Below are 19737 nucleotides of genomic sequence, written 5' to 3' on the forward strand. Positions count from 1 at the left end.
GGCGGGAAGGCCGCCGGTCAGCGGGTCGCCACCATCCGGGCGAAGACGACGACGTTGCCGTCATAGCCCTTGGCCTTCGAATAGCCGCCGCCGCAGGTGATCACCCGGAGTTCCGGCTGGCCGGTGTCCCCGTACACCCGGGCTCCGGGGAACGCGTTCTTGGCGAAGACCTCCACGCCGTACACCTCGAACACCGCCGTGCGTCCGTCGTACCGCTCCACCTCGATGTGGTTGCCCTTCTGTACCGAGCCCAGGCCGTAGAAGACCGCCGGGCCCTGCGCGTTGTCCACGTGGCCCACCAGCACCGCCGAGCCCGACTGGCCCGGCGAGATGCCGTTGAGGTACCAGCCGGCCAGATTCGGATCCTGCGGCGGCGGTGCGTCGACGTAGCCCTGCGCGTCCAGTCCGACCGTCATCACCGGTGCGTCGACCTTGATCGCCGGGATCCGGATGCGCTGCACCGACGAGTGCTCCAGCACTTCCAGGCCCTGCGGTGGTGCGGGTGGCGGCTCCGTCGCCTGCTGATCCGGCTGTACGGCCACCGCCGCCGCGGCGGCCGGCTGTGGCGGGCCGTCCTCGACATTGGCCCCGTTCCGCATCATGGCGAGGCCGGTGAGCATGACCAGCGCGATGGCTCCCCAGGGGGATCGCCTTCTCGATGGCCTCTCACTCTCGTCCTCGGTCATGGCTCTCCCTTCCCGACGCGGGGGTCCCGACCCGCGTTCTTGTCCCACCCCATGTACGCCCTACTTCACGCACGCTAAGGGTGCGCGCGCGGGACGGCGATCGGTGAAGGGCGAACGGGTGGTGGGGCCGGAAGGGGTGCGCCCATCCAGGTAATCGTCACATAAATGCCTGACAGGTCGTGACCTGCGGATCCGTCAGCGGACCCGTCCGCTCCTCGGCGTGTCGCTCAACCGGGCGGCCCAAAGGCGGAAATGCGCTGGTTGCGAGACGCCGTGAGGGTTCGTCATGGGAGGCGTTCTCGTCGATCTGCCCGGGCCACCGCTCCGGGGCGCTTTCCGCTGGAGGTTCCACCATGCGTGTTCTCCGCGCTCTGACAGTGACCGCGGCCGCCTGCGCCGCGATCGGCCTCAGTGTCCCGTTCGCCGCCGCGAACCCAGTCGGGGGTCCGCCATCGGGCGGAAACGGCGGGCCCAGCAATGTCACGGTCAACCCGTACTCCGTGCACCAGGGCTCCTCGATGCAGGTCAGCGCCGCCGGCTGCGGCCACGGCGGCACGGTCTGGTCGAACGGCAACTTTCCCCAGACGAACCTGTCGGCCGGCTCCATCGGGTTCGCGACCGTCCGGATCTTCAACCACGCCTCGCCCGGCAACCACACGCTGTCGGTCAAGTGCCACGACAACAGCCTGGTCGCCACGCACCGGTTCACGATCCTGCCGGGCAACGGCGCACAAGGCGGTATCGGCGGCTCCTTCGGCCCGTCCGCCACCGAGACCGCCATCGGCGCGAGCCTCGTCGGGGCGGCGGCGCTGGGCGCCGGCGCCCACGTGATGCGCCGTCGCCGTCCGATCCGCGGCCGGGCCTGATCGGCCGACCTCCCCGGTCGGCCCGGAAAACCGCCGGTCGCCCCCAGTCCTGGCCAGGACTCGGGGCGACCGGCGGTTGCGGGGCGCGGTGCGCGGTGCGTCAGTGGCTGCGGCGGGCGCCCCGCCTGCGCAGGGCGTACGCGGTGCCGCCCGCGGCGGCGAGGACGAGCCCGGCGCCCGCGCCGAGCTCGACGGAATCCAGTCCGGCCACGCTGCCGCCGAGCCCGCCGCGGACGCCCAGGGTGGCGCCGCGCGAGGACGCGGTGCCGGTGGCGGTTCCGTTGCTCCTGCCGGTGCCGGTGCCGGTGCCGGTGCCGGTGCCGGTGCCGTTGCTCCTGCCGGTTCCGGTTCCGGTTCCGGTGCCGTTGCTAGTGCCGGTACCGGTACCGGTGCTCGTGCTGGTACGGGGCCCCGCGGTGGAGCTCGTCGTGGGCCTGCTGGTGGCGCCCGCGATCGTGAGGTCGGCTGAGCCGGTCTCCCCGTTGCAGGTGAAGGAGACGGAGTACTGGGCTCCGCGCCGGGCGTCCCGGTCCACCGTGACCCGTACGGTCTTGCCCCGCGCGATGTTCACGGTGTCGAAGACTCCGGAGGAGGCGGTGGCGAAGGCGGCGTTGCACCCGGTGACGGAGAGCACGGCCTGCCCGCCGGGGGCGACCGTCGAGGGGGTGATGGCGAAGCCGAACGAGGTGACGGGCTGCGGGGCCGCAGTCGCGGCGGGAGCCCCGAGGACGCCGACTGCGAGGGCGGCGCCCGCGGCGCCGGCGCTCATCAGGGCGGTGGCAGAGGTACGTATCGCACCCATGGTTGATTCTCCGGATCCCCGAGGAGCAGCCGCGGAACGGGTTTCCGCACGTGGGGGGACGTGCGCCTCGATGTCCGCCACGCTAGGCGCGGCCGCTGCGGGCCGCGATCAGGAACGGGCGAATGGGGCATGGCGCTGGGCCGAACCGGGGACAGGAGGCCCGCCCCCGGTTTGCCCGGGGCGTCAGTCGTCCAGTCCCAGATGCGGGAACTGGGCGAGGAACGGCTCGGCGGTCGCCGCGATGCCCCGCCCGAAGGGCGCGTCGAAGTCCCAGATGAGGAACAGCAGGAACGCGATCAGCGCACTGAACAGACCCGCCAGCAGCAGTTCCCGGAACGACCGGCGGATCTGCAGCGTGAAGATCAGCCCCACCGTCACCAGGGCCCCCACGATGAGCCCGAACCACACCACGCCCGGCATGGTGGCCCCGGCGCTCTGGCCGCGCGCGCTGCGCGCGTCGTCCACGACGGCCACCTGGTCCACCAGCGGCTGGTACGCCTGACCCTCGTGGTCGGTCTGCGGTTCGTAGTCCGTCACGTCGCGGCGGATGCGGTCCAGCAACTCCCCGCTGCGGTCCGTGAGATTGCCGTTGTCGGCCATCTGTTTCCACTCCGTGTCCACGACGTAGGAGACGTACGTGTCCACGTCGGACCGGATCTTCCCCCGCACGGCGGCCGGGTAGACCTCGGAGCGCACGCTGATCTCGTGCAGGGCCTGCGCCTCCTGGCGCACGTACTCCTGGGCGGCGCCGCGGCCCTCCCAGACGCCGGCGATCGCCAGGCCCAGGACGATCGCGTAGATCACCCCGATCATCATCGTCATGTACTCGATGACGTCCGGGGTCTCGCTCGGATCGTCGTCCTCGCCGATGCGGCGGTGGTTGACGAAGGTGATGGACAGCACCACGGCGCAGGCCGCGGCCATCGCGATGGTCAGGACGAGCCATTCCGACAAGACGACTCCCAATGCGTAACGGTCGGGCGGGTCTAGCGCGGGCGCAGCGCGATGATCGCGAGCACCGCGGGAGCCGCGGTCATCAGGGTGAAGGTCACCGGTGAGATGTGGTGCTCCACCGGCTTGCGGGTTGCCGCGTGGTACGTCGGCCGCGCCACCGGCTTCTTCGGCGCGGGCGCGGGCGCGGGTGGGGGCGGGGTCGGGGTCGGCGTGGGCGGCGGCGGGGCGGGTGCCCGCTGCACCGGGGGCGGTGGCGGAGCGGGCGCCGGCTTCGGCGGGGCCGGTTTGGGCGGCTTCGGCGCCGGTGGCGGCGTCGGCTCGGGCGGAGGGGCCGGCGGGGTGGGCGTCGGCTCGGGGGGCGGGGGGGTCGGCGTGGGCTTCGGCGGCGGTGGCGTCGGCGTCGGCGTCGGCTCGGGAGGGCACGGCGGCGGAGGTGGAGGAGGTGGCGGACAGTGCGGCCGCCCGTGATGGCCGCCTCCGTGGCCATGCCCTTCGTGGTCGCGGCCGTCGCCGTGATGTCCGCCACCTCGACGGCCTGCGGGCCCGTCTCCGCCGGTGGCCGAGAACGCCCGGACGGCAGCCGCGCCGTCATCGGCGTCGATCGTCGGGTAGGCGCTGCTATCGGCCACGGCCGGGGTGGCGGCAAGGGCCGCCCACAGCAGGACCGGGATTGCCAGCAGGCGCCTGGTTGAGGCTCTGTTCACCCGGGGAGCATGGGCCCGCACGCGCCGGTGCACGCCGTGGACGAGCGCGGTTCGCCTGAATGGGTGGAGTGGCGACCGGAGAGGTTTGAGCCACCGCGGGATGGTGTCCCCGCGGGCAGCGGCCAATTCTCAAAAGGTATTTGTCGGTTTCGATCATTCTTCGCGTCCGGGGCGGTACAGGCCTTTGGTGTGTGACGAAGAACGGATGGCCAATTTCCGCTTTTGCTCGCTCCGTTGGGCAATGATCAGTACATTCGGCTCGGACAGGAGTCCGACCTCGTCCGGACCACCGCAGGACTACGGCTTGGAGACCCCGATGGAGCGCCCCGCCTGGGCCCCGCCAGGCATCGACATATCGGTGCCGAGCGTGTCCCGCATCTACGATTACTACCTGGGCGGCTCCCACAATTTCGAGGTCGACCGCCAGGCCGCCCGCCGGGCCATGGAATTCATGCCGGGCCTGCCCAAGATCATGCAGGCGAACCGGGCATTCATGCGCCGGGCCGTCCGCCACGCGGTCGCCGAGGGCGTCACGCAGTTCCTCGACATCGGCTCCGGCATCCCCACCTTCGGCAATGTCCACGCGATCGCCCAGGCCGCCAGCCCCGAGGCCCGCGTGGTCTACGTCGACCACGACCCGGTGGCCGTCGCGCACAGTCAGGCCGTCCTGGCCGGCGAGGACCGCACCGCGGTCGTCGCCGCCGACCTGCGCAAGCCCCGGGACATCCTGGGCGCCCCGGAGGTTGCCCGGCTGCTCGACTTCGACCGGCCCGTGGCCCTGCTGTTGGTCGCCGTCCTGCACTTCCTGGAGGACGCGGACGATCCGTACGCCCTCGTCGCCGAGCTGCGCGACGCGCTGGCTCCGGGCAGCATGCTGGTGCTCACGCACGCCTCGTACGAGGGGATCCCCCTCTCCGAGGACGTGGCGGGCGGCGCCGTGGGCGTCTACCGGGACATCCGCAACCCGCTCGTCATGCGCAGCGGCGAGGAGATCAGCCGCTTCTTCGACGGCTTCGAACTGCTGGAACCGGGCGTCGTGGCCATGCCCAACTGGCGGCCCGACGGCCCCGAGGAGCCGCGGGTGGCCGACGTCCAGGAGGACCCGTACGCCTTCTCGGGCTTCGCCGGAGCGGGACGCAAGGCGTGAGACTCCCGGCACAGACGGCGGTCCCGGCCGCTCCCGCGGCGGCTGCCCCGGGGCCCCAGGGCGCGGCGGTCCCGGTGGCGGCCGAGGCCGCCGCGCACAGTGGTGGCCTCGAGGACCGGATCGGGCGGTTCGCGACCATCTGGGGGCGGGCGATCTTCCCCGTCACGGCGACCTCGCTCACCCGGGTCGAATTCGAGCAGCACCTCGTACCGCTCACCCGGACGCTCGTCGAGGCACTCCACGCCCGGCCCTTCGACGCCGGGGTCGCCCAGCGCGTCGGGGCCGAACTCGTCGCCGTGCACTGCACCGACCCCGAGGCGCTGGCCGGCACCCTCGGCGTCGTCGAGTCGTATCTGGTGCTCTACTGCGGCCCGGACGGCTCCGGCGTCGCCGGCACCGAGGAGTACCGTTCCCGCTGCGCCCGGCTCCAGCACGGGATCGCCGCCGGTTTCGCCCGCGCCCTGCGCGAGCGGACCCTCAAGGAGCAGGAGGCCATCGCCCGCTCCGCGCTGACCGCCCGCATCGACGCCCAACAGGCGCTGCACGCGAGCGAGGAGCGCTTCCGGGCGGTCTTCGAGGGCGCGGCCATCGGGATCGGCATCGCCGACCTGGAAGGCAACGTCCTCGAGGTCAACGACGCGCTGATGCAGATGTTCGGCGGCATGGACGGGCACGTCCGGGGCCGCAACGTCAGCGAGTGGGGCCACCCCGACGACCACCCGCACGTCTGGCGGATGTACGGGGAGCTCGTGCGCGGCGAGCGCGAGAGCTACCGGGTGGAGAAGCCGTACTACCGGCACGACGGGACCGTGCTGTGGACCAACCTGACGGTCTCGCTGCTGCGCGACACCGAGGGCGTGCCGCAGTACCAGCTGGCCCTGATGGAGGACACCACCGAGCGCCGGCTGCTGAACCTGCGCCTGCGCTACGAGGCCACCCACGACGCACTGACCGGGCTGCCCAACCGGACGCTCTTCTTCGAGCGGCTGGAAAAGGCCCTGAGCGGGGCCGGAGGCAGCCGCTTCGGCCTGTGCTACCTGGACCTCGACGGCTTCAAGGCGGTCAACGACAGTCTCGGCCACTCGGCGGGCGACCGGCTGCTGGTGGAGGTCGCGGACCGGCTCCAGAGCTGCGCGACCGGCCCCGGCGAGGTCGTCGCCCGGCTCGGCGGCGACGAGTTCGTGGCGCTGACCACCGGCTCCGACACCGAGGAGAAGGCCACCGAACTCGCGGTCCGCATCCTGTCCGCCCTGTCCGCGCCCATCCGGCTGGAGGGCCGGGAGCTGACGGTCCGGGGCAGCATCGGCATCGTCGAGGGACCGGCCCGCGAGCGCACCCCCGCCGAGGTCCTGCGCAGCGCGGACATCACCATGTACCGGGCCAAGGCGGCCGGCGGCAACCGCTTCGAATTCGCCGACGCGGAGGCCGACGCCCGCGCCATCACCCGGCACGGCCTGACCAACGCCCTCCCGGCGGCGCTGGAACGCGGCGAGTTCTTCATCGAGTACCAGCCCCTGGTGCACATGCACGACGGCAGCGTGCACGGTGCGGAGGCGCTGGTGCGCTGGTCCCACCCGCAGTACGGGGTGCTCGGCCCGGACCGCTTCATCCCGCTCGCGGAACGCACCGGGCTGATCGTGCCGCTCGGCCGCTGGGTGCTGGAGGAAGCCGTCCGCCAGGCCCGCAACTGGCAGCGCCAGCACGGCGGCTCGGCCCTGCGGATCAACGTCAACCTCTCGCCGACCCAGCTCCACCACCCCGGCCTGGTCGCCGACACGGTCGCGGTCCTGGAGAACTCGGGCCTGGCCCCCGGCGCCCTGTGCCTGGAGGTCACCGAGTCGGCCCTGATCGGCGCCGACGACGAACTCCTCGAACCGCTGCGCCGGCTCGCCGCCCTGGGCGTGGACATCGCGCTCGACGACTTCGGCACCGGCTACTCCAACCTGGCCAACCTGCGCCGCCTGCCGGTCAGCGTCCTGAAGCTGGACCGCTCCTTCACCCAGGGGATGCAGCAGCAGCCGGCCAACCCGGTCGACGTCAAGATCGTGGAGGGCATAGTCGCCCTGGCCCACAGTCTCGAACTCGCCGTCACGGTCGAGGGGGTGGAGACGGGCGCCCAGGCGGCCCAGCTCCGTGCCCTCGGCTGCGACACGGCCCAGGGCTGGTACTACGCCCGCCCCGGTTCCCCCGACCGCATCCACGCGCTGCTGCTGGCGGACGCCGTCCCCACCGCCTGACCGCCGGCCCGTCGCCCCCCGGCCGGCGCGCCCCCTGGCCGGCGCCCGCCCGGGGGAGAGGGCGACGGGGGCAGGGGCGACAACCGCCGGGTCAGTTCCGCCCGACCTCCGTCCCCCGCCCCGGCTCGCGCACCGCGGCCACGACCCGCTGGTGGCGCTCCGCGGTGTCGGCCAACAGCGCGGCCGCCGCGGGCAGCCGCTCCGCCTCGTACGCGTCGAGTACGCCGGCCCCCGCGGGCCCGGCGAGCGCGGCGGCCAGGCTTCGGCCGAGGGCGGTCGCGTCCAGGATCCCGGAGTTCATTCCGAGGCCGCCGGCTATCGGGTGGACGTGCGCCGCGTCCCCGGCGAGGAAGGCCCGGCCCTCGCGCATCCGGGCAGCCATCCGGACGTTGACCCGCCAGGTCGACATCCAGGTCGGGTCCGCCAGCCGGATCCCGGGCACCCGCGCATGCCGGTCGAAGAGCCGCTGGAAGCCCTCCAGTGAGGGCGGTAGCGGCTGCCCCTGCGCGTCCAGCTCCGGGGAGCCCTGGAGCTGGAAGGTCTCGGTCCGCGGCATCGGGCAGAGCATGATCCCCCCGCCGTCCGAGGTGAACCACTGGTGCCAGTGGTCCCGGCTCAGTCCTGCCGCCGTGACGTCCCCGAGCACCATCGTGTCCGCCTCCTCGGTGTGCCCCTCGAAGGGGATCCCAAGGAGCTGTCGGATCGTGCTGCGGCCGCCGTCGCATCCGGCCAGGTACCCGGCGTGGACGAGACGGCCGTCCGCCAGCCGCGCGCTGACCCCGTCGGCGTCCTGGCTGATTCCGGCGACCCCGGCCTCGTACTCGACCTGGACGCCGAGGTCGGCGAGCCGGGCACGGAGTACCTCCTCGACCTGCCACTGGCCTATGAGGAGGCCGTCGCCGGACGGTGAGTCCTTGATGTGCTCACCGTCGAAGTACTTGCGCAGGGCCAGCCCCCGGGTGCCGACGGCGGACATCGGCTCGGCGGCGCCGATCCGGTCGAAGACCTCCAGACTGCTCGGATTGAGGCCTTTGCCCCGGGACTCGCGGTGCGGTCCGGAGCGCCGGTCGAGGATGCGGACGGCGATGCCGCGCAGGGTCAGGTCGCAGGCCAGCGTGAGTCCGGTCGGGCCGGAGCCCACGATCAGTACGTCGGTCATCGGAGGTCCTCTCGTCGTCGTTGTCCCAAGGAAAGCGGCTCCGCGAAGAAAAAGCAACCCGGTCACAAAGATAACCTGGTCACTATTCTGTGGTACGGTGAAAGCATGGACACGGACACGGGGCGCACGGACAACACGGCGGGTCTGCGGGAGAGCAAGAAGCTCCGCACCCGTCGGCAACTGGCGGCCACGGCGCTGGAGCTCTTCCTGGAGCGGGGCTTCGACGCCGTCTCCGTCGCGGACGTCGCCGCCGCGGCGGAGGTCTCCAAGCCCACCCTGTTCCGGTACTTCCCGAGCAAGGAGGACCTGCTCCTGGACCGGTTCGCCGACCACCAGGACGAGGCCGCGCGCATCGTGCGCGACCGGCCCGCCGGTCAGAGCCCGGTCGCCGCCGTCCACGCGCACTTCCTCGCGGCCCTCGCCGAGCGGGACCCCATCACCGGGATCTGCGACCACCCCGACGTCCTGGCCTTCGAGGGGCTGCTCCACTCCACCGCGAGCCTGAAGTCCCGCCTGACCCACTACACCGACCGCGAGGTGGAGCTGCTCGCCGCCGTCCTCGAAGCGGAGTCCGCCCCGCCGCTGATAGCCCGTCTCGCCGCGCGCCAACTGGTCGACGCCCGCAGGCAGCTGGGCATGGAGAACTGGCGCCGCGTCGCATCGGGCCTGAGCGCGGACGAGGCCCTCCCGGCCGCCGTGGCCGACGCCGACCGCGCCTTCGGCATGCTGGCCGAAGGGCTCGACCGGACCCTGCAGGCGCTCCCGGCCTGATCAGCCCACCAGGATGCGCTTGAGCTCCCGAGCCGCGCGCGGGGGAGCCACGTCCGTGCGGTGGGCCAGGGCGATGGTGCGGCGCAGCGGGGAGCCCGCCAAGGGGGTGGCCCGCAGGCCGGGGCCGGCATGGTCCACCACCATCGCCGGCACCACCGCGACGCCGAGTCCCGCCCGCACGAAGCCCAGTACCGCGTCCATCTCGCCGCCCTCGACCGTGAACATCGGCTCGAACCCTTCCGCCCGGCAGGCGGCCACGGTGAGGTCCCGCAGGTCGTAGCCGTGGCGGAACATCACCATCGGCTCGTCCCGCAGCGCCGACACCGTCAGCGGACGGCCGCCCGCCGGGGGCGGGAGCGCCGCCGACGAGACCACCACCAGGTCCTCCGTCAGCAGTTCCACCGTGGTCAGCGCCGGCGCCGACGGTGGCAGCGGCAGGGCGATCAGCGCGAGGTCCAGGGCCCCGCGTGCGAGTTCCCGTACGAGATCCAGCGAACCGCTCTCCTCGATCAGCAGCTCGATCCCCGGGTGCGCGGCATGGAAGGCGCGCAGCACGCCCGGCAGCAGACCGGTGCACACGCTCGGCGTCGCACCCAGCCGGACCCGGCCGCGCCGCAGCTGCGCCAGTTCCTGCACTTCCAGCCGCGCCGTGTCCGCGTCCGCGAGGATCCGCCGGGCCAGCGGCAGCAGGGCCTCGCCCGCGTCGGTGAGCGCGATGTTGCCGCGCGCCCGGCTGAAGAGCTCCGCGCCCAGCTCCCGTTCGAGCGCCTTGATCTGCTGCGAGAGCGAGGGCTGGGCCACGTGCTCCCGCTCCGCGGCGCGCGTGAAGTGCCGGGTCTCGGCCACGGCCACGAAGTACACCAGCTGCTGGAACTGCATGGCCCCAGGTTAACCCCGCCATAGGCAATCCCTATCGAGATCAGCCTCATCATGTCTTGGACCTTTCGGGGCTCGGGTCCTTACCGTCGCTGGCATGGCTCTGGCACCGCGGACGGATCGACGGCCGTCCACCACGCGCACGCTCTGGGACTCCTCCGTCGGCAAGAAGTCCGTGATGGCCGTCTCCGGCCTGATCATGCTCGGGTATCTCGTCGTGCACATGCTCGGCAACCTGAAGATCTTCTTCGGTGCGGAGGAGTTCAACGGCTACGCCCACTGGCTGCGCACCCTCGGCGCGCCCTTCCTGCATCACGAATGGGCCCTGTGGATCGTGCGGGTGGTCCTGGTCGCCGCCGTCGTCGCCCACGCGGTGTGCGCCTGTCAGCTCAGCCGCCGCGACAACAAGGCCCGCCCGGTGAAGTACGCCCACAAGCGGCGCAGCGCGAGCTACGCGACGCGCACCATGCGCTGGGGCGGCATCATCCTCGCGCTCTTCATCGTGTGGCACCTGCTCGACCTCACCACGCTCACCGTCAACGAGCGTGCCTGGGCCGGCCACCCGTACGAGAACGTCCTCGCCACCTTCTCCACCTGGTACGGCAACACCATCTACCTCGTCGCCATGGCCGCCCTCGGCCTGCACGTCCGCCACGGCTTCTGGAGCGCCGCGCAGACCCTCGGCCAGGGCAGCGCCCGACGCGACCGGACGCTGAAGTTCCTGGCGAACGCCCTGGCCCTCGTCCTCTTCGCGGGCTTCGTCTCCGTACCCGTCGCCGTCATGACCGGAGTGGTGAGCTGACCATGAGCAGCACCTACACGAACTACACCACCGGCGAGCCCCTCGCCGACACCAAGGCCCCCGCGGGCCCGATCGCCGAGCGCTGGGACCGCCGCCGCTTCGAGGCCAAGCTCGTCAACCCGGCCAATCGCCGCAAGCACCGCATCATCGTCGTCGGCACCGGCCTGGCGGGCGGCGCCGCCGGCGCCACCCTCGCCGAACAGGGCTACCACGTCATCCAGTTCTGCTTCTCCGACTCCCCGCGCCGCGCCCACTCCATCGCCGCGCAGGGCGGGATCAACGCCGCCAAGAACTACCGCAACGACGGCGACTCCGTACACCGCCTCTTCTACGACACCGTCAAGGGCGGCGACTTCCGCGCCCGCGAGTCCAACGTCCACCGCCTCGCACAGATCTCCGTGGAGATCATCGACCAGTGCGTGGCCCAGGGCGTCCCCTTCGCCCGCGAGTACGGCGGCCTCCTCGACACCCGCTCCTTCGGCGGCGTCCAGGTCTCCCGCACCTTCTACGCCCGCGGCCAGACCGGCCAGCAGCTCCTCCTCGGCGCCTACCAGGCGCTCTCCCGACAGATCGCCGCCGGCAACGTGGAGATGCACGCCCGCACCGAGATGCTCGACCTGATCACCGTGGACGGGGTGGCCCGCGGCATCGTCGCCCGCGATCTCGTCACCGGCCGCGTCGACACCCACTACGCCGACGCCGTCGTCCTGGCGAGCGGCGGCTACGGCAACGTCTTCTACCTCTCCACCAATGCCATGAACTCCAACGCGACCGCCGTCTGGCGGGCGCACCGGCGCGGCGCCTACTTCGCCAACCCCTGCTTCACCCAGATCCACCCCACCTGCATCCCGCGCACCGGCGACCACCAGTCCAAGCTCACCCTGATGAGCGAGTCCCTGCGCAACGACGGCCGCATCTGGGTCCCCAAGGCCAAGGGCGACACCCGCGCCGCCGCCGACATCCCCGAGGCGGAGCGCGACTACTACCTGGAGCGGATCTACCCCTCCTTCGGCAACCTCGTGCCCCGCGACATCGCCTCCCGCGCCGCCAAGAACGTCTGCGACGAAGGCCGCGGCGTCGGCCCCGGCGGCCAGGGCGTCTACCTCGACTTCGCCGACGCCATCAGCCGCATGGGCAAGGACAAGGTCGCCGAGAAGTACGGCAACCTCTTCGAGATGTACGAGCGGATCACCGCGGAGAACCCGTACGAGGTCCCCATGCGGATCTACCCCGCCGTGCACTACACGATGGGCGGACTGTGGGTCGACTACGACCTCCAGACCACCGTCCCCGGACTCTTCGCCATCGGCGAGGCCAACTTCTCCGACCACGGAGCCAACCGCCTCGGCGCCTCCGCCCTGATGCAGGGCCTCGGCGACGGCTACTTCGTCCTCCCGTCCACCATCAACGACTACCTGGCGCGCCACCCGCACCAGGACGCCGTGGACGACACCCACCCCGAAGTGCGCGACGCCGTAGGGGAGACCCGGGAGCGGCTGGAGCGGCTGCTCGCCGTCGACGGGGACCGCACCCCCGACTCCTTCCACCGGGAGATCGGCGAACTCATGTGGGAGTACTGCGGGATGGCCCGCACCGAGGAGGGGCTGCGCAAGGCCCTCGAACGGATCCCCGAGATCCGGGAGGAGTTCTGGCGGCGCGTCAAGGTCCCCGGCACCGGTGAGGAGTTCAACCAGTCGCTGGAGAAGGCCAACCGCATCGTCGACTACCTCGAACTCGCCGAGCTGATGTGCCTCGACGCCCTCCACCGCGCCGAATCCTGCGGCGGCCACTTCCGCGAGGAGTCCCAGACCTCGGACGGCGAAGCCGCCCGCAGGGACGAGGAGTTCGGCTACGCGGCCGCCTGGGAATTCGGCGGCGCCGGCGCCGCCCCCGTCCTGCACAAGGAAGACCTCGTCTTCGAGTACGTCCACCCCACCCAGCGGAGCTACGCATGAAGCTCAACCTGCGCGTCTGGCGTCAGCAGAACGCCGACGCCCCCGGCGCCATGGTCTCGTACGAGGTCGACGGCATCTCGAAGGACATGTCCTTCCTGGAGATGCTCGACACCCTCAACGAGGACCTCATCCTGCGCGGCGAGGATCCGGTCGCCTTCGACCACGACTGCCGCGAGGGCATCTGCGGCGCGTGCAGCCTCGTCATCAACGGCGACGCCCACGGGCCGGAACGCACCACCACCTGCCAGCTCCACATGCGCTCCTTCGCCGACGGCGACACCCTCGACGTCGAGCCCTGGCGGGCGTCCGCGTTCCCCGTGGTCAAGGACCTCGTCGTGGACCGCGGCGCCTTCGACCGCATCATCCAGGCCGGCGGCTACATCACCGCACCGACCGGCTCCGCCCCCGAGGCGCACGCCACCGCCGTGCCCAAGGCCGACGCCGACCAGGCCTTCGAGCACGCCGAGTGCATCGGCTGCGGGGCCTGCGTGGCGGCCTGCCCCAACGGCTCGGCGATGCTCTTCACCTCGGCGAAGGTCAACCACCTGGGCGTGCTGCCGCAGGGGTCGCCGGAGCGGGAGACCCGGGTCCTGGACATGGTGGCGACCATGGACGCCGAGGGCTTCGGGGGCTGCACGCTGACAGGGGAGTGCGCCACGGCCTGTCCCAAGGGGATCCCCCTCCCGTCGATCGCCGCCATGAACAGGGAGTGGCTGCGGGCGGTCCGCAAAGGACCCCGCTGAACTGTGCGTTTCATAAGAATGAGGCCTGCTGGACAAGGTCTTCACCGCCGCGCGGCGGGCGACCCGCCGCATGGTGGAAGCGCTCGCGGGACGCACCTACCCGCGCATCCTGGCGCACGCCGGTGCGCGGTGGAGGGGGACCTGGTCACCGCGTACGTGTCCGCCGGCGGGACCGAGGAGGTGTCACCCGAGGTGCAGCAGCGCGCGCTCAAGGCCTTCCTGGAGGCCTACTTCCCCGTCGCCTTCCCGTACGAGGTCGCGAGCCTGCCCACCGGGCGGGATTCGGCATCCGCCGATCGGATGATCGGAGCGGCGCCCGTCGTGCCGTGAGCGGCCGCCCTCCCGGGCATGGGTGACAGTGTGCCCATGCCTCAAGCCCCCGCCGGGTCCGGACCGCGGCGCCGAACCGTGCTGGCCGCCGCCCTCGCCCCGCTCGCGGTGGCCGGCTGCGCCGAGGAGCACCCCCGCGGCCCGGCCTCCGGCCCCGGGGCGGTCAAGGACGCCCTGGTCATGGTGATCCGGCACGCCGAGAAGCCGTACGCCGGGGACACCGGCGAGGACGAAGAGGGCAACGAGGACCCCGGGTTCCTGGCCGGCCGGGGCTGGCGGCGGGCCCAGGAGCTGCACGTCCTCTTCCCGCCGGCCCGCGGCGCCGCGCTGCCGCGCCCCGGGGCCATCTTCGCGACCGGCGGCAAGGCCGGTGCGCCCGCCCGGTGCCGCCAGACCGTGGAGGCGCTGGGCACGGCGCTGCACACGCCGGTCCGCACCGAGTTCGCGCTCGGCGCCGAGCCCGCCCTCGGCCGGGCCGTGCTCACCGCTCGGATGCCCGTACTCGTGTGCTGGGAGCACACCGGCATCCCCCGCCTCATCGCGGCGCTGGGCGTGCACGGGGTCCTCGGGGTGCCCGCCACCTGGCCCGACCGCTACGACCTGGTGTGGATGTTCACCCGTCAACAAGGTGCGTGGAGCTTCCGGGAGGTGCCGCAGCACCTGCTGCCGGGCGACGCCTGAGCGGCGCCGCGGTACGGGCGTACGCTGAGAAGTGGACTCGGGGCAGGCAGTGTGCCGCGGAGGTAAATGATCATGGCTGGAATCGTGCACAAGGGTTTCGATTCCGCGGATGAGACGCGTCTGTTCGAGGACGGCAAGGGCAAGCTCGACCTGATCGACAGCGCCCACGGACCGGTGGGCCGGGCCGTGTTCGAGCCGGGCTGGCAGTGGTCGAAGCACATCAAGCCCATCGCCGGAACCGACAGCTGTCAGGCCGCCCACGTGGGATACATGGTCAGCGGCCGCATGCAGGTCGTCATGGACGACGGCGAAAGCGTCGAGATACAGCCCGGGGAATTCATCCAGATAGACCCCGGTCACGACGCCTGGGTCCTCGGCGACGAGCAGTGCGTGGTCCTCGACTGGCAGGGTTACGGGGACTTCGCCAAGCCCGCCTGAACCGCACCGAACCGCACCGAACCGCACTGAACCGCACCGGTCCGGGCGGCCGAGCTCCGGATGGCTCAATCCCGGGAGGCGACAGCCCGCGCCAGGTGGCCCGCCGTACGGCTGCCGGGGGCGCGGGCCACGTCGGCCGGAGTCCCCGTGGCCACCACGCGGCCGCCGTCCGCGCCGCCGCCCGGACCGAGGTCGACGACCCAGTCCGCGCCCGCCACCACCGCCATGTCGTGCTCCACGACCACCACCGAATGCCCGGCGTCCACCAGGCCGTGCAACTGCCGCAGCAGCACCAGTACATCGGCCGGATGCAGCCCGGCCGTCGGCTCGTCCAGCAGGTACAGGGTGTGGTCGCGGCGCAGCCGCTGGAGCTCGGCCGCCAGCTTGATCCGCTGCGCCTCGCCGCCCGACAGCTCGGTGGCCGGCTGGCCGAGCCGCAGGTACCCGAGCCCGATCTCCTCAAGCGCGCGCAGGCTGCGCGCCGCCGCCGGGACCTCCGCGAAGAAGACCGTCGCCGCCTCCACCGTCAGCCCGAGCACCTCGGCGATGTTCAGACCCGCGTAACGGACTTCCATGGTCTCGGAGTTGTACCGGGCACCCGCGCACTCGGGGCACGGGGCGTACGTACTGGGCAGGAAGAGCAGCTCCACCGACACGAAGCCCTCGCCCTGGCAGGTCTCGCAGCGGCCGCCCGGCACGTTGAAGGAGAAGCGCCCCGCCTTCCAGCCGCGCGCCTTCGCCTCTGGCGTCGCCGTGAAGAGTTTGCGCACCACGTCGAACAGCCCCGTGTACGTGGCCAGGTTGGAGCGCGGCGTACGGCCGATCGGCTTCTGGTCCACCTCCACCAGGCGCCGTACCGGGAATCCGGGGTCCGCCAGCCGCTCCGCGACCGTCTGCGCGAGCACCTGACCCACCAGCGTGGACTTGCCCGAACCCGACACCCCGGTCACCGCCGTGAACACGCCGAGCGGGAACTCGGCCGAGACGTCACGGAGGTTGTGGCGGTCGACGCCGCTCAGCCGCACGAACCCGGTCGCCGTCCGCGCCGGGCGCGGCGGGCCGGCCTCGGCCGAAGGCGCCCGCCCCGCGAACAGGTGGCGCGCCGTCGCGGACTCCTTGACGCCGGCCAGCGCCTCGGGCGGCCCGCTGTGCAGCACCCGACCGCCGTGTTCCCCGGCCAGCGGCCCGACGTCCACCAGCCAGTCGGCGTGCCGCACCACGTCCAGGTGGTGCTCCACGACGAACACCGTGTTCCCCGCCTCCTTGAGCCGGTCCAGTACGCCGAGCAGCGCCTCGGTGTCGGCCGGGTGCAGCCCCGCCGACGGCTCGTCGAGCACGTACACCACCCCGAACAGCCCCGACCGCAACTGTGTCGCCAGCCGCAGCCGCTGCAGCTCGCCCGCCGACAGGCTGGGCGCGGTGCGGTCCAGGCTCAGGTAGCCGAGCCCGAGCTCGGTGACGGGCGCGATCCGCGAGCGCAGGTCCTCGCCGAGCACCCGGGCGGCCTCACCGCCCCCGCCCCCGCCCCCGTCCCCGCTCCCGGACGCGCCCGCGCTCGCCAGCACCGCGTCCAGCGCGGTCAGCGGCAGCGCCGCCAGTTCCGCGATCGTGCGGCCGGCGAACGTCACGGACAAGGCCTCCGGGCGCAGCCGTCGTCCCCCGCACACCGGGCAGGGCGAATCGGTGAGGAACTTCTCGGCGCGGGCCCGCAGGGTGGCGCTCTTGCTGTCCGCGAACGTCCGCATCACATAGCGGTGGGCACTCATGTACGTGCCCTGGTACGGCCGTTGGATCCGGTCGGCCTCCCGCACCGGGTGGACCGTCACCACCGGCTGTTCCTCGGTGAACAGGATCCACTCCCGCTCCGCGGCGGGCAGCTTCCGCCAGGGCGCGTCCACGTCGTGACCGAGCGCCTCCAGAATGTCCCGCAGGTTCTTGCCCTGCCAGGCTCCGGGCCAGGCCGCGATGGCACCTTGACGGATCGACAGCTGCGGGTCGGGGACGAGGAGTTCCTCGCTCGTGCGGTGGATCCGGCCGAGCCCCTGACAGGAAGGGCAGGCGCCGGCCGCGGTGTTGGGGGAGAAGGCGTCCGAGTCCAGCCGTTCGGCACCCGGCGGGTAGGTGCCGGCCCGCGAGAACAGCATCCGCAGGGAGTTGGACAGCAGGGTCACCGTCCCGACCGAGGAGCGGGAGCCGGGAGACGAGCGCCGCTGCTCCAGTGAAATGGCGGGAGGCAGTCCGGTGATGGAGTCCACCTTCGGCGCGCCGACCTGGTGGATCAGCCGGCGGGCGTACGGTGCCACGGACTCGAAGTACCGGCGCTGGGCCTCGGCGTAGAGCGTCCCGAAGGCCAGCGAGCTCTTGCCGGAGCCCGAGACCCCGGTGAACACGGTCAGCGCATCGCGCGGGATGTCCACGTCGACCCCGCGCAGATTGTGCTCCCGGGCGCCGCGGACCCGTACGAACGGGTCGTGGGGCGCGGGACCCGAGGGGCCGGCGGGAACGATCGGGCCGGGGGGAACGGTCGGGTCGGCCGGAGCATCCTGCGTGGAGTCGTGCATTCGTCCCATTTTAGGGGGCACCGGCGTTCGAGGCCGCAGGGTCACGCTCCGGTGGCTCCGGTGGCTCCGGCGATGCGGGCGAGCCTCTCGTAGGAGTCCAGCAGGGCCGTACGGTCGTACGTCGAGGTGGTGACCAGGAGCTCGTCCGCTCCGGTGAGCTCCGCGACCTCGGCCAGCTGCTCCGCGACCTGCTCCTGCGTACCGTGGACGTGCCCGGCGAGGGCGCCCTCGTACAGCTCGCGCTCCTTGGGGGTCATGGCCAGGGCCTCGACCTCCTCGGCGGGGCGCAGCGGCGGGAAGCTGCCGTGGGTGCGGGAGTACGCGAGGGACCAGGCCTCGGGGACCAGGATCCGCCGGGCGGCCTCGGCGGTGGCGGCGACCGCGACCGACCCGGAGACGACCACGTACGGCTCCGCGCCCCGGGCGGAGGGCCGGAACTCCTTGCGGTAGCCCTCGATGATCTCCGCCACCCGGGCGCGCGTGCGCAGATCGCCCACCACCAGCGGCAGCCCGGCGCGCGCCGCGATCCCGGCGCCCTCGCCGGTGGCCAGCACGTAGGCGGGGATCCGCAGCCCCTCGGCGGGCCGGGCGTGGACCTCGGGATGCGCGCGCTGGGTGCCGTCGAGCCAGCCCAGCAGCTCGGCCACCTGCTCCTCGAACCGGTCGGCGTCCCCGGTGTCGCGGCCCAGGGCGCGCCGGATCCCACCGGTGAAGCCGACGGAGCGGCCGAGCCCCATGTCGATCCGGCCGGGGAACAGCGACTCCAGGACGCCGAACTGCTCCGCGACCACCAGCGGCTGGTGGTTGGGCAGCATCACCCCGCCGGTGCCGACGCGGATCCGCCGGGTCGCTCCGGCGACGGCGGCGGCCAGCACGGTCGGCGCGGAGCCCGCGACTCCGGGGACGCTGTGGTGCTCCGACACCCAGAAGCGGTGGTAGCCGAGCGCGTCCGCCCTGCGGGCCAGCTCCACGGTGTCCCGAAGGGCCTGCGGGGCGGGGTGGCCCTCGCGGGTGCGGGACCGGTCGAGTATCGAGAGTTTTCGCATCACACAGTGCTCAACGCCCGCCGGCCCCGGGGATTCCCCGTGTGCGGGCCGGGGCGCTGCCTACGCTGGGGCCCATGAGTGAGATCAACAACCGTCGGGCGCTGGCCGTCTTCGACATCGACAACACCCTGGCCGACACCGATCACCGCCAGCACTTCCTCGAGCGCCGGCCCCGGGACTGGGAGGGCTTCTTCGGGGCGGCCCCGGCCGATCCGCCGCTCGCGCGCGGGATCGCCCTGGCGGTGGAGAGCGCCGCGGACTGCGAGGTGGTGTACCTGACCGGCCGTCCGGAGCGGTGCCGCGCGGACACGGCCGAATGGCTGGCGCGGCACGGGCTGCCCGAGGGCAGGCTGTGGATGCGCGGGAACCAGGACCGGCGGCCGGCCCGGACCACGAAGCTGGAGGTGCTGAAGCGGATCTCCCGGGGGCGGGAGGTGCGGATGCTCGTGGACGACGACGAGCTGGTGTGCCAGGCGGCCCGTGCGGCCGGTTTCCGGGTGGTCCTGGCGGACTGGGCGGCGGACGCGCCGGAGCTGAAGACCGCCCAGGAGGGCGAGGGCCGCACCTGAGGCACCTGAGGCACCTGATGCACCAGACGTCGGACCCAGACGCCGGACGTAGGGCTGCGCCCGGGGCGCCACGAGGGAAGCCCCGGTCTCAGCCCGGCCCTGGCCGTTGCCGCGGTCCCGGCCCCGGGCTCGCCCCCGCCCCGCCCTGCCTCAGTTCTCGCCGTCGAGGCGGAATCCGACCTTCAGGCCGACCTGGTAGTGCGCGATCTCGCCGTTCTCGATGTGCCCGCGGATCTGGATCACCTCGAGCCAGTCAAGGTTGTGGAGCGTCTCGCCCGCGCGGGCGACGCCGTTGCGGATGGCTTGATCGATGCCCTCGTGGGAGGTGCCGACGATCTCGGTGACCCGGTACGTGTGATTGGACATGGAGGTCTCCCGACCCTGGGGGGCTTTTGCCTTGTTCCACGGTG

At 72.5% G+C, this 19737-nt stretch carries 20 protein-coding genes; 11 read left to right on the plus strand and 9 right to left on the minus strand.

What is annotated here, in order from left to right; all coding sequences use genetic code 11:
* Nucleotides 1-17 precede the first annotated feature (17 nt).
* Nucleotides 18-686, minus strand: a complete 669-nt coding sequence (locus ACFWBF_RS07975) for a class F sortase (RefSeq protein ID WP_385596908.1) — start codon at nucleotides 684-686, stop codon at nucleotides 18-20.
* Between the two features lie 353 nt (nucleotides 687-1039).
* Here ACFWBF_RS07975 and ACFWBF_RS07980 point away from each other — a divergent pair, with 353 nt between their 5' ends.
* Nucleotides 1040-1552: a hypothetical protein gene (locus ACFWBF_RS07980; RefSeq protein WP_385596912.1), complete on the plus strand. Its 513-nt coding sequence runs from the start codon at nucleotides 1040-1042 to the stop codon at nucleotides 1550-1552.
* 100 nt (nucleotides 1553-1652) lie between these two features.
* Here the strand turns inward: ACFWBF_RS07980 and ACFWBF_RS07985 are convergent, their stop codons facing one another.
* The 3 genes from ACFWBF_RS07985 to ACFWBF_RS07995 all read right to left on the minus strand — a co-directional run bounded on the left by ACFWBF_RS07985 (nucleotide 1653) and on the right by ACFWBF_RS07995 (nucleotide 3550).
* On the minus strand, nucleotides 1653-2354 hold the full coding sequence (locus ACFWBF_RS07985) for a hypothetical protein (protein ID WP_385596915.1): 702 nt from the start codon (nucleotides 2352-2354) through the stop codon (nucleotides 1653-1655).
* Nucleotides 2355-2537: 183 nt separating this feature from the next.
* A complete protein-coding gene (locus tag ACFWBF_RS07990) occupies nucleotides 2538-3308 on the minus strand; it encodes a hypothetical protein (protein ID WP_385596918.1) in 771 nt (256 codons plus the stop codon).
* Nucleotides 3309-3340: 32 nt separating this feature from the next.
* A complete protein-coding gene (locus tag ACFWBF_RS07995; RefSeq protein ID WP_385596922.1) occupies nucleotides 3341-3550 on the minus strand; it encodes a hypothetical protein in 210 nt (69 codons plus the stop codon).
* A gap of 778 nt (nucleotides 3551-4328) precedes the next feature.
* Between ACFWBF_RS07995 and ACFWBF_RS08000 the strand changes: the two genes are divergently transcribed.
* On the plus strand, nucleotides 4329-5159 hold the full coding sequence (locus tag ACFWBF_RS08000) for an SAM-dependent methyltransferase (RefSeq protein WP_385596925.1): 831 nt from the start codon (nucleotides 4329-4331) through the stop codon (nucleotides 5157-5159).
* A 74-nt stretch (nucleotides 5160-5233) separates the two neighbouring features.
* Complete coding sequence (locus ACFWBF_RS08005; protein WP_385597104.1) at nucleotides 5234-7396, plus strand: putative bifunctional diguanylate cyclase/phosphodiesterase; 2163 nt, start codon at nucleotides 5234-5236, stop codon at nucleotides 7394-7396.
* A gap of 91 nt (nucleotides 7397-7487) precedes the next feature.
* Here the strand turns inward: ACFWBF_RS08005 and ACFWBF_RS08010 are convergent, their stop codons facing one another.
* Nucleotides 7488-8555, minus strand: a complete 1068-nt coding sequence (locus ACFWBF_RS08010) for an FAD-dependent monooxygenase (protein WP_385596928.1) — start codon at nucleotides 8553-8555, stop codon at nucleotides 7488-7490.
* Between the two features lie 105 nt (nucleotides 8556-8660).
* Here ACFWBF_RS08010 and ACFWBF_RS08015 point away from each other — a divergent pair, with 105 nt between their 5' ends.
* Complete coding sequence (locus ACFWBF_RS08015; RefSeq protein WP_385596931.1) at nucleotides 8661-9326, plus strand: TetR/AcrR family transcriptional regulator; 666 nt, start codon at nucleotides 8661-8663, stop codon at nucleotides 9324-9326.
* Here the strand turns inward: ACFWBF_RS08015 and ACFWBF_RS08020 are convergent, their stop codons facing one another.
* Nucleotides 9327-10205, minus strand: a complete 879-nt coding sequence (locus ACFWBF_RS08020) for a LysR family transcriptional regulator (RefSeq protein WP_385596934.1) — start codon at nucleotides 10203-10205, stop codon at nucleotides 9327-9329. It lies immediately after the preceding gene.
* Between the two features lie 94 nt (nucleotides 10206-10299).
* On the opposite strand from ACFWBF_RS08020, the gene ACFWBF_RS08025 reads away from it, so the two are divergent.
* The 6 genes from ACFWBF_RS08025 (at nucleotide 10300) to ACFWBF_RS08050 (ending at nucleotide 15151) form a co-directional block, all read left to right on the plus strand.
* Nucleotides 10300-11004: a succinate dehydrogenase gene (locus tag ACFWBF_RS08025; RefSeq protein ID WP_385596937.1), complete on the plus strand. Its 705-nt coding sequence runs from the start codon at nucleotides 10300-10302 to the stop codon at nucleotides 11002-11004.
* 2 nt (nucleotides 11005-11006) lie between these two features.
* A complete protein-coding gene (locus ACFWBF_RS08030) occupies nucleotides 11007-12959 on the plus strand; it encodes a fumarate reductase/succinate dehydrogenase flavoprotein subunit (protein ID WP_385596940.1) in 1953 nt (650 codons plus the stop codon).
* Entirely contained in the window at nucleotides 12956-13702 is a 747-nt protein-coding gene (locus ACFWBF_RS08035) for a succinate dehydrogenase/fumarate reductase iron-sulfur subunit (RefSeq protein ID WP_385596943.1), read from the plus strand. Before ACFWBF_RS08030 ends, ACFWBF_RS08035 begins: the two co-directional genes overlap by 4 nt.
* A gap of 129 nt (nucleotides 13703-13831) precedes the next feature.
* Nucleotides 13832-14032, plus strand: coding sequence for a hypothetical protein (locus ACFWBF_RS08040; RefSeq protein ID WP_385596946.1), 201 nt, complete (start codon nucleotides 13832-13834; stop codon nucleotides 14030-14032).
* 36 nt (nucleotides 14033-14068) lie between these two features.
* Nucleotides 14069-14713, plus strand: coding sequence for a hypothetical protein (locus tag ACFWBF_RS08045; RefSeq protein WP_385596948.1), 645 nt, complete (start codon nucleotides 14069-14071; stop codon nucleotides 14711-14713).
* 72 nt (nucleotides 14714-14785) lie between these two features.
* Complete coding sequence (locus ACFWBF_RS08050; RefSeq protein ID WP_385596950.1) at nucleotides 14786-15151, plus strand: cupin domain-containing protein; 366 nt, start codon at nucleotides 14786-14788, stop codon at nucleotides 15149-15151.
* A gap of 65 nt (nucleotides 15152-15216) precedes the next feature.
* Here ACFWBF_RS08050 and ACFWBF_RS08055 read toward each other — a convergent pair whose 3' ends face one another.
* Together ACFWBF_RS08055 and ACFWBF_RS08060 are read right to left on the minus strand one after the other, a co-directional pair.
* Entirely contained in the window at nucleotides 15217-17712 is a 2496-nt protein-coding gene (locus ACFWBF_RS08055) for an ABC transporter (protein WP_385596953.1), read from the minus strand.
* A gap of 41 nt (nucleotides 17713-17753) precedes the next feature.
* Complete coding sequence (locus ACFWBF_RS08060) at nucleotides 17754-18758, minus strand: LLM class flavin-dependent oxidoreductase (RefSeq protein WP_385596955.1); 1005 nt, start codon at nucleotides 18756-18758, stop codon at nucleotides 17754-17756.
* 74 nt (nucleotides 18759-18832) lie between these two features.
* Between ACFWBF_RS08060 and ACFWBF_RS08065 the strand changes: the two genes are divergently transcribed.
* On the plus strand, nucleotides 18833-19327 hold the full coding sequence (locus tag ACFWBF_RS08065) for a hypothetical protein (RefSeq protein ID WP_385596958.1): 495 nt from the start codon (nucleotides 18833-18835) through the stop codon (nucleotides 19325-19327).
* A 150-nt stretch (nucleotides 19328-19477) separates the two neighbouring features.
* Here the strand turns inward: ACFWBF_RS08065 and ACFWBF_RS08070 are convergent, their stop codons facing one another.
* Nucleotides 19478-19693, minus strand: a complete 216-nt coding sequence (locus ACFWBF_RS08070; RefSeq protein ID WP_385230740.1) for a dodecin — start codon at nucleotides 19691-19693, stop codon at nucleotides 19478-19480.
* Between the last annotated feature and the right edge of the window lie 44 nt (nucleotides 19694-19737).

Origin of the sequence: Streptomyces sp. NPDC060028 (genome assembly GCF_042736725.1) — a bacterium.
Lineage (GTDB): Bacteria > Actinomycetota > Actinomycetes > Streptomycetales > Streptomycetaceae > Streptomyces.

What these genes read in the sequence shown, in the direction of transcription:
- ACFWBF_RS08010 (WP_385596928.1), bottom strand. Translation starts at nt 8,555, where the DNA reads ATGACCGACGTACTGATCGTGGGCTCCGGCCCGACCGGACTCACGCTG.
- ACFWBF_RS08030 (WP_385596940.1), top strand. Translation starts at nt 11,007, where the DNA reads ATGAGCAGCACCTACACGAACTACACCACCGGCGAGCCCCTCGCCGAC.
- ACFWBF_RS08035 (WP_385596943.1), top strand. Translation starts at nt 12,956, where the DNA reads ATGAAGCTCAACCTGCGCGTCTGGCGTCAGCAGAACGCCGACGCCCCC.
- ACFWBF_RS08045 (WP_385596948.1), top strand. Translation starts at nt 14,069, where the DNA reads ATGCCTCAAGCCCCCGCCGGGTCCGGACCGCGGCGCCGAACCGTGCTG.
- ACFWBF_RS08055 (WP_385596953.1), bottom strand. Translation starts at nt 17,712, where the DNA reads ATGCACGACTCCACGCAGGATGCTCCGGCCGACCCGACCGTTCCCCCC.
- ACFWBF_RS08065 (WP_385596958.1), top strand. Translation starts at nt 18,833, where the DNA reads ATGAGTGAGATCAACAACCGTCGGGCGCTGGCCGTCTTCGACATCGAC.
- ACFWBF_RS08015 (WP_385596931.1), top strand. Translation starts at nt 8,661, where the DNA reads ATGGACACGGACACGGGGCGCACGGACAACACGGCGGGTCTGCGGGAG.
- ACFWBF_RS07980 (WP_385596912.1), top strand. Translation starts at nt 1,040, where the DNA reads ATGCGTGTTCTCCGCGCTCTGACAGTGACCGCGGCCGCCTGCGCCGCG.
- ACFWBF_RS07975 (WP_385596908.1), bottom strand. Translation starts at nt 686, where the DNA reads ATGACCGAGGACGAGAGTGAGAGGCCATCGAGAAGGCGATCCCCCTGG.
- ACFWBF_RS08060 (WP_385596955.1), bottom strand. Translation starts at nt 18,758, where the DNA reads ATGCGAAAACTCTCGATACTCGACCGGTCCCGCACCCGCGAGGGCCAC.
- ACFWBF_RS08070 (WP_385230740.1), bottom strand. Translation starts at nt 19,693, where the DNA reads ATGTCCAATCACACGTACCGGGTCACCGAGATCGTCGGCACCTCCCAC.
- ACFWBF_RS08050 (WP_385596950.1), top strand. Translation starts at nt 14,786, where the DNA reads ATGGCTGGAATCGTGCACAAGGGTTTCGATTCCGCGGATGAGACGCGT.
- ACFWBF_RS08025 (WP_385596937.1), top strand. Translation starts at nt 10,300, where the DNA reads ATGGCTCTGGCACCGCGGACGGATCGACGGCCGTCCACCACGCGCACG.
- ACFWBF_RS08020 (WP_385596934.1), bottom strand. Translation starts at nt 10,205, where the DNA reads ATGCAGTTCCAGCAGCTGGTGTACTTCGTGGCCGTGGCCGAGACCCGG.
- ACFWBF_RS08000 (WP_385596925.1), top strand. Translation starts at nt 4,329, where the DNA reads ATGGAGCGCCCCGCCTGGGCCCCGCCAGGCATCGACATATCGGTGCCG.
- ACFWBF_RS07985 (WP_385596915.1), bottom strand. Translation starts at nt 2,354, where the DNA reads ATGGGTGCGATACGTACCTCTGCCACCGCCCTGATGAGCGCCGGCGCC.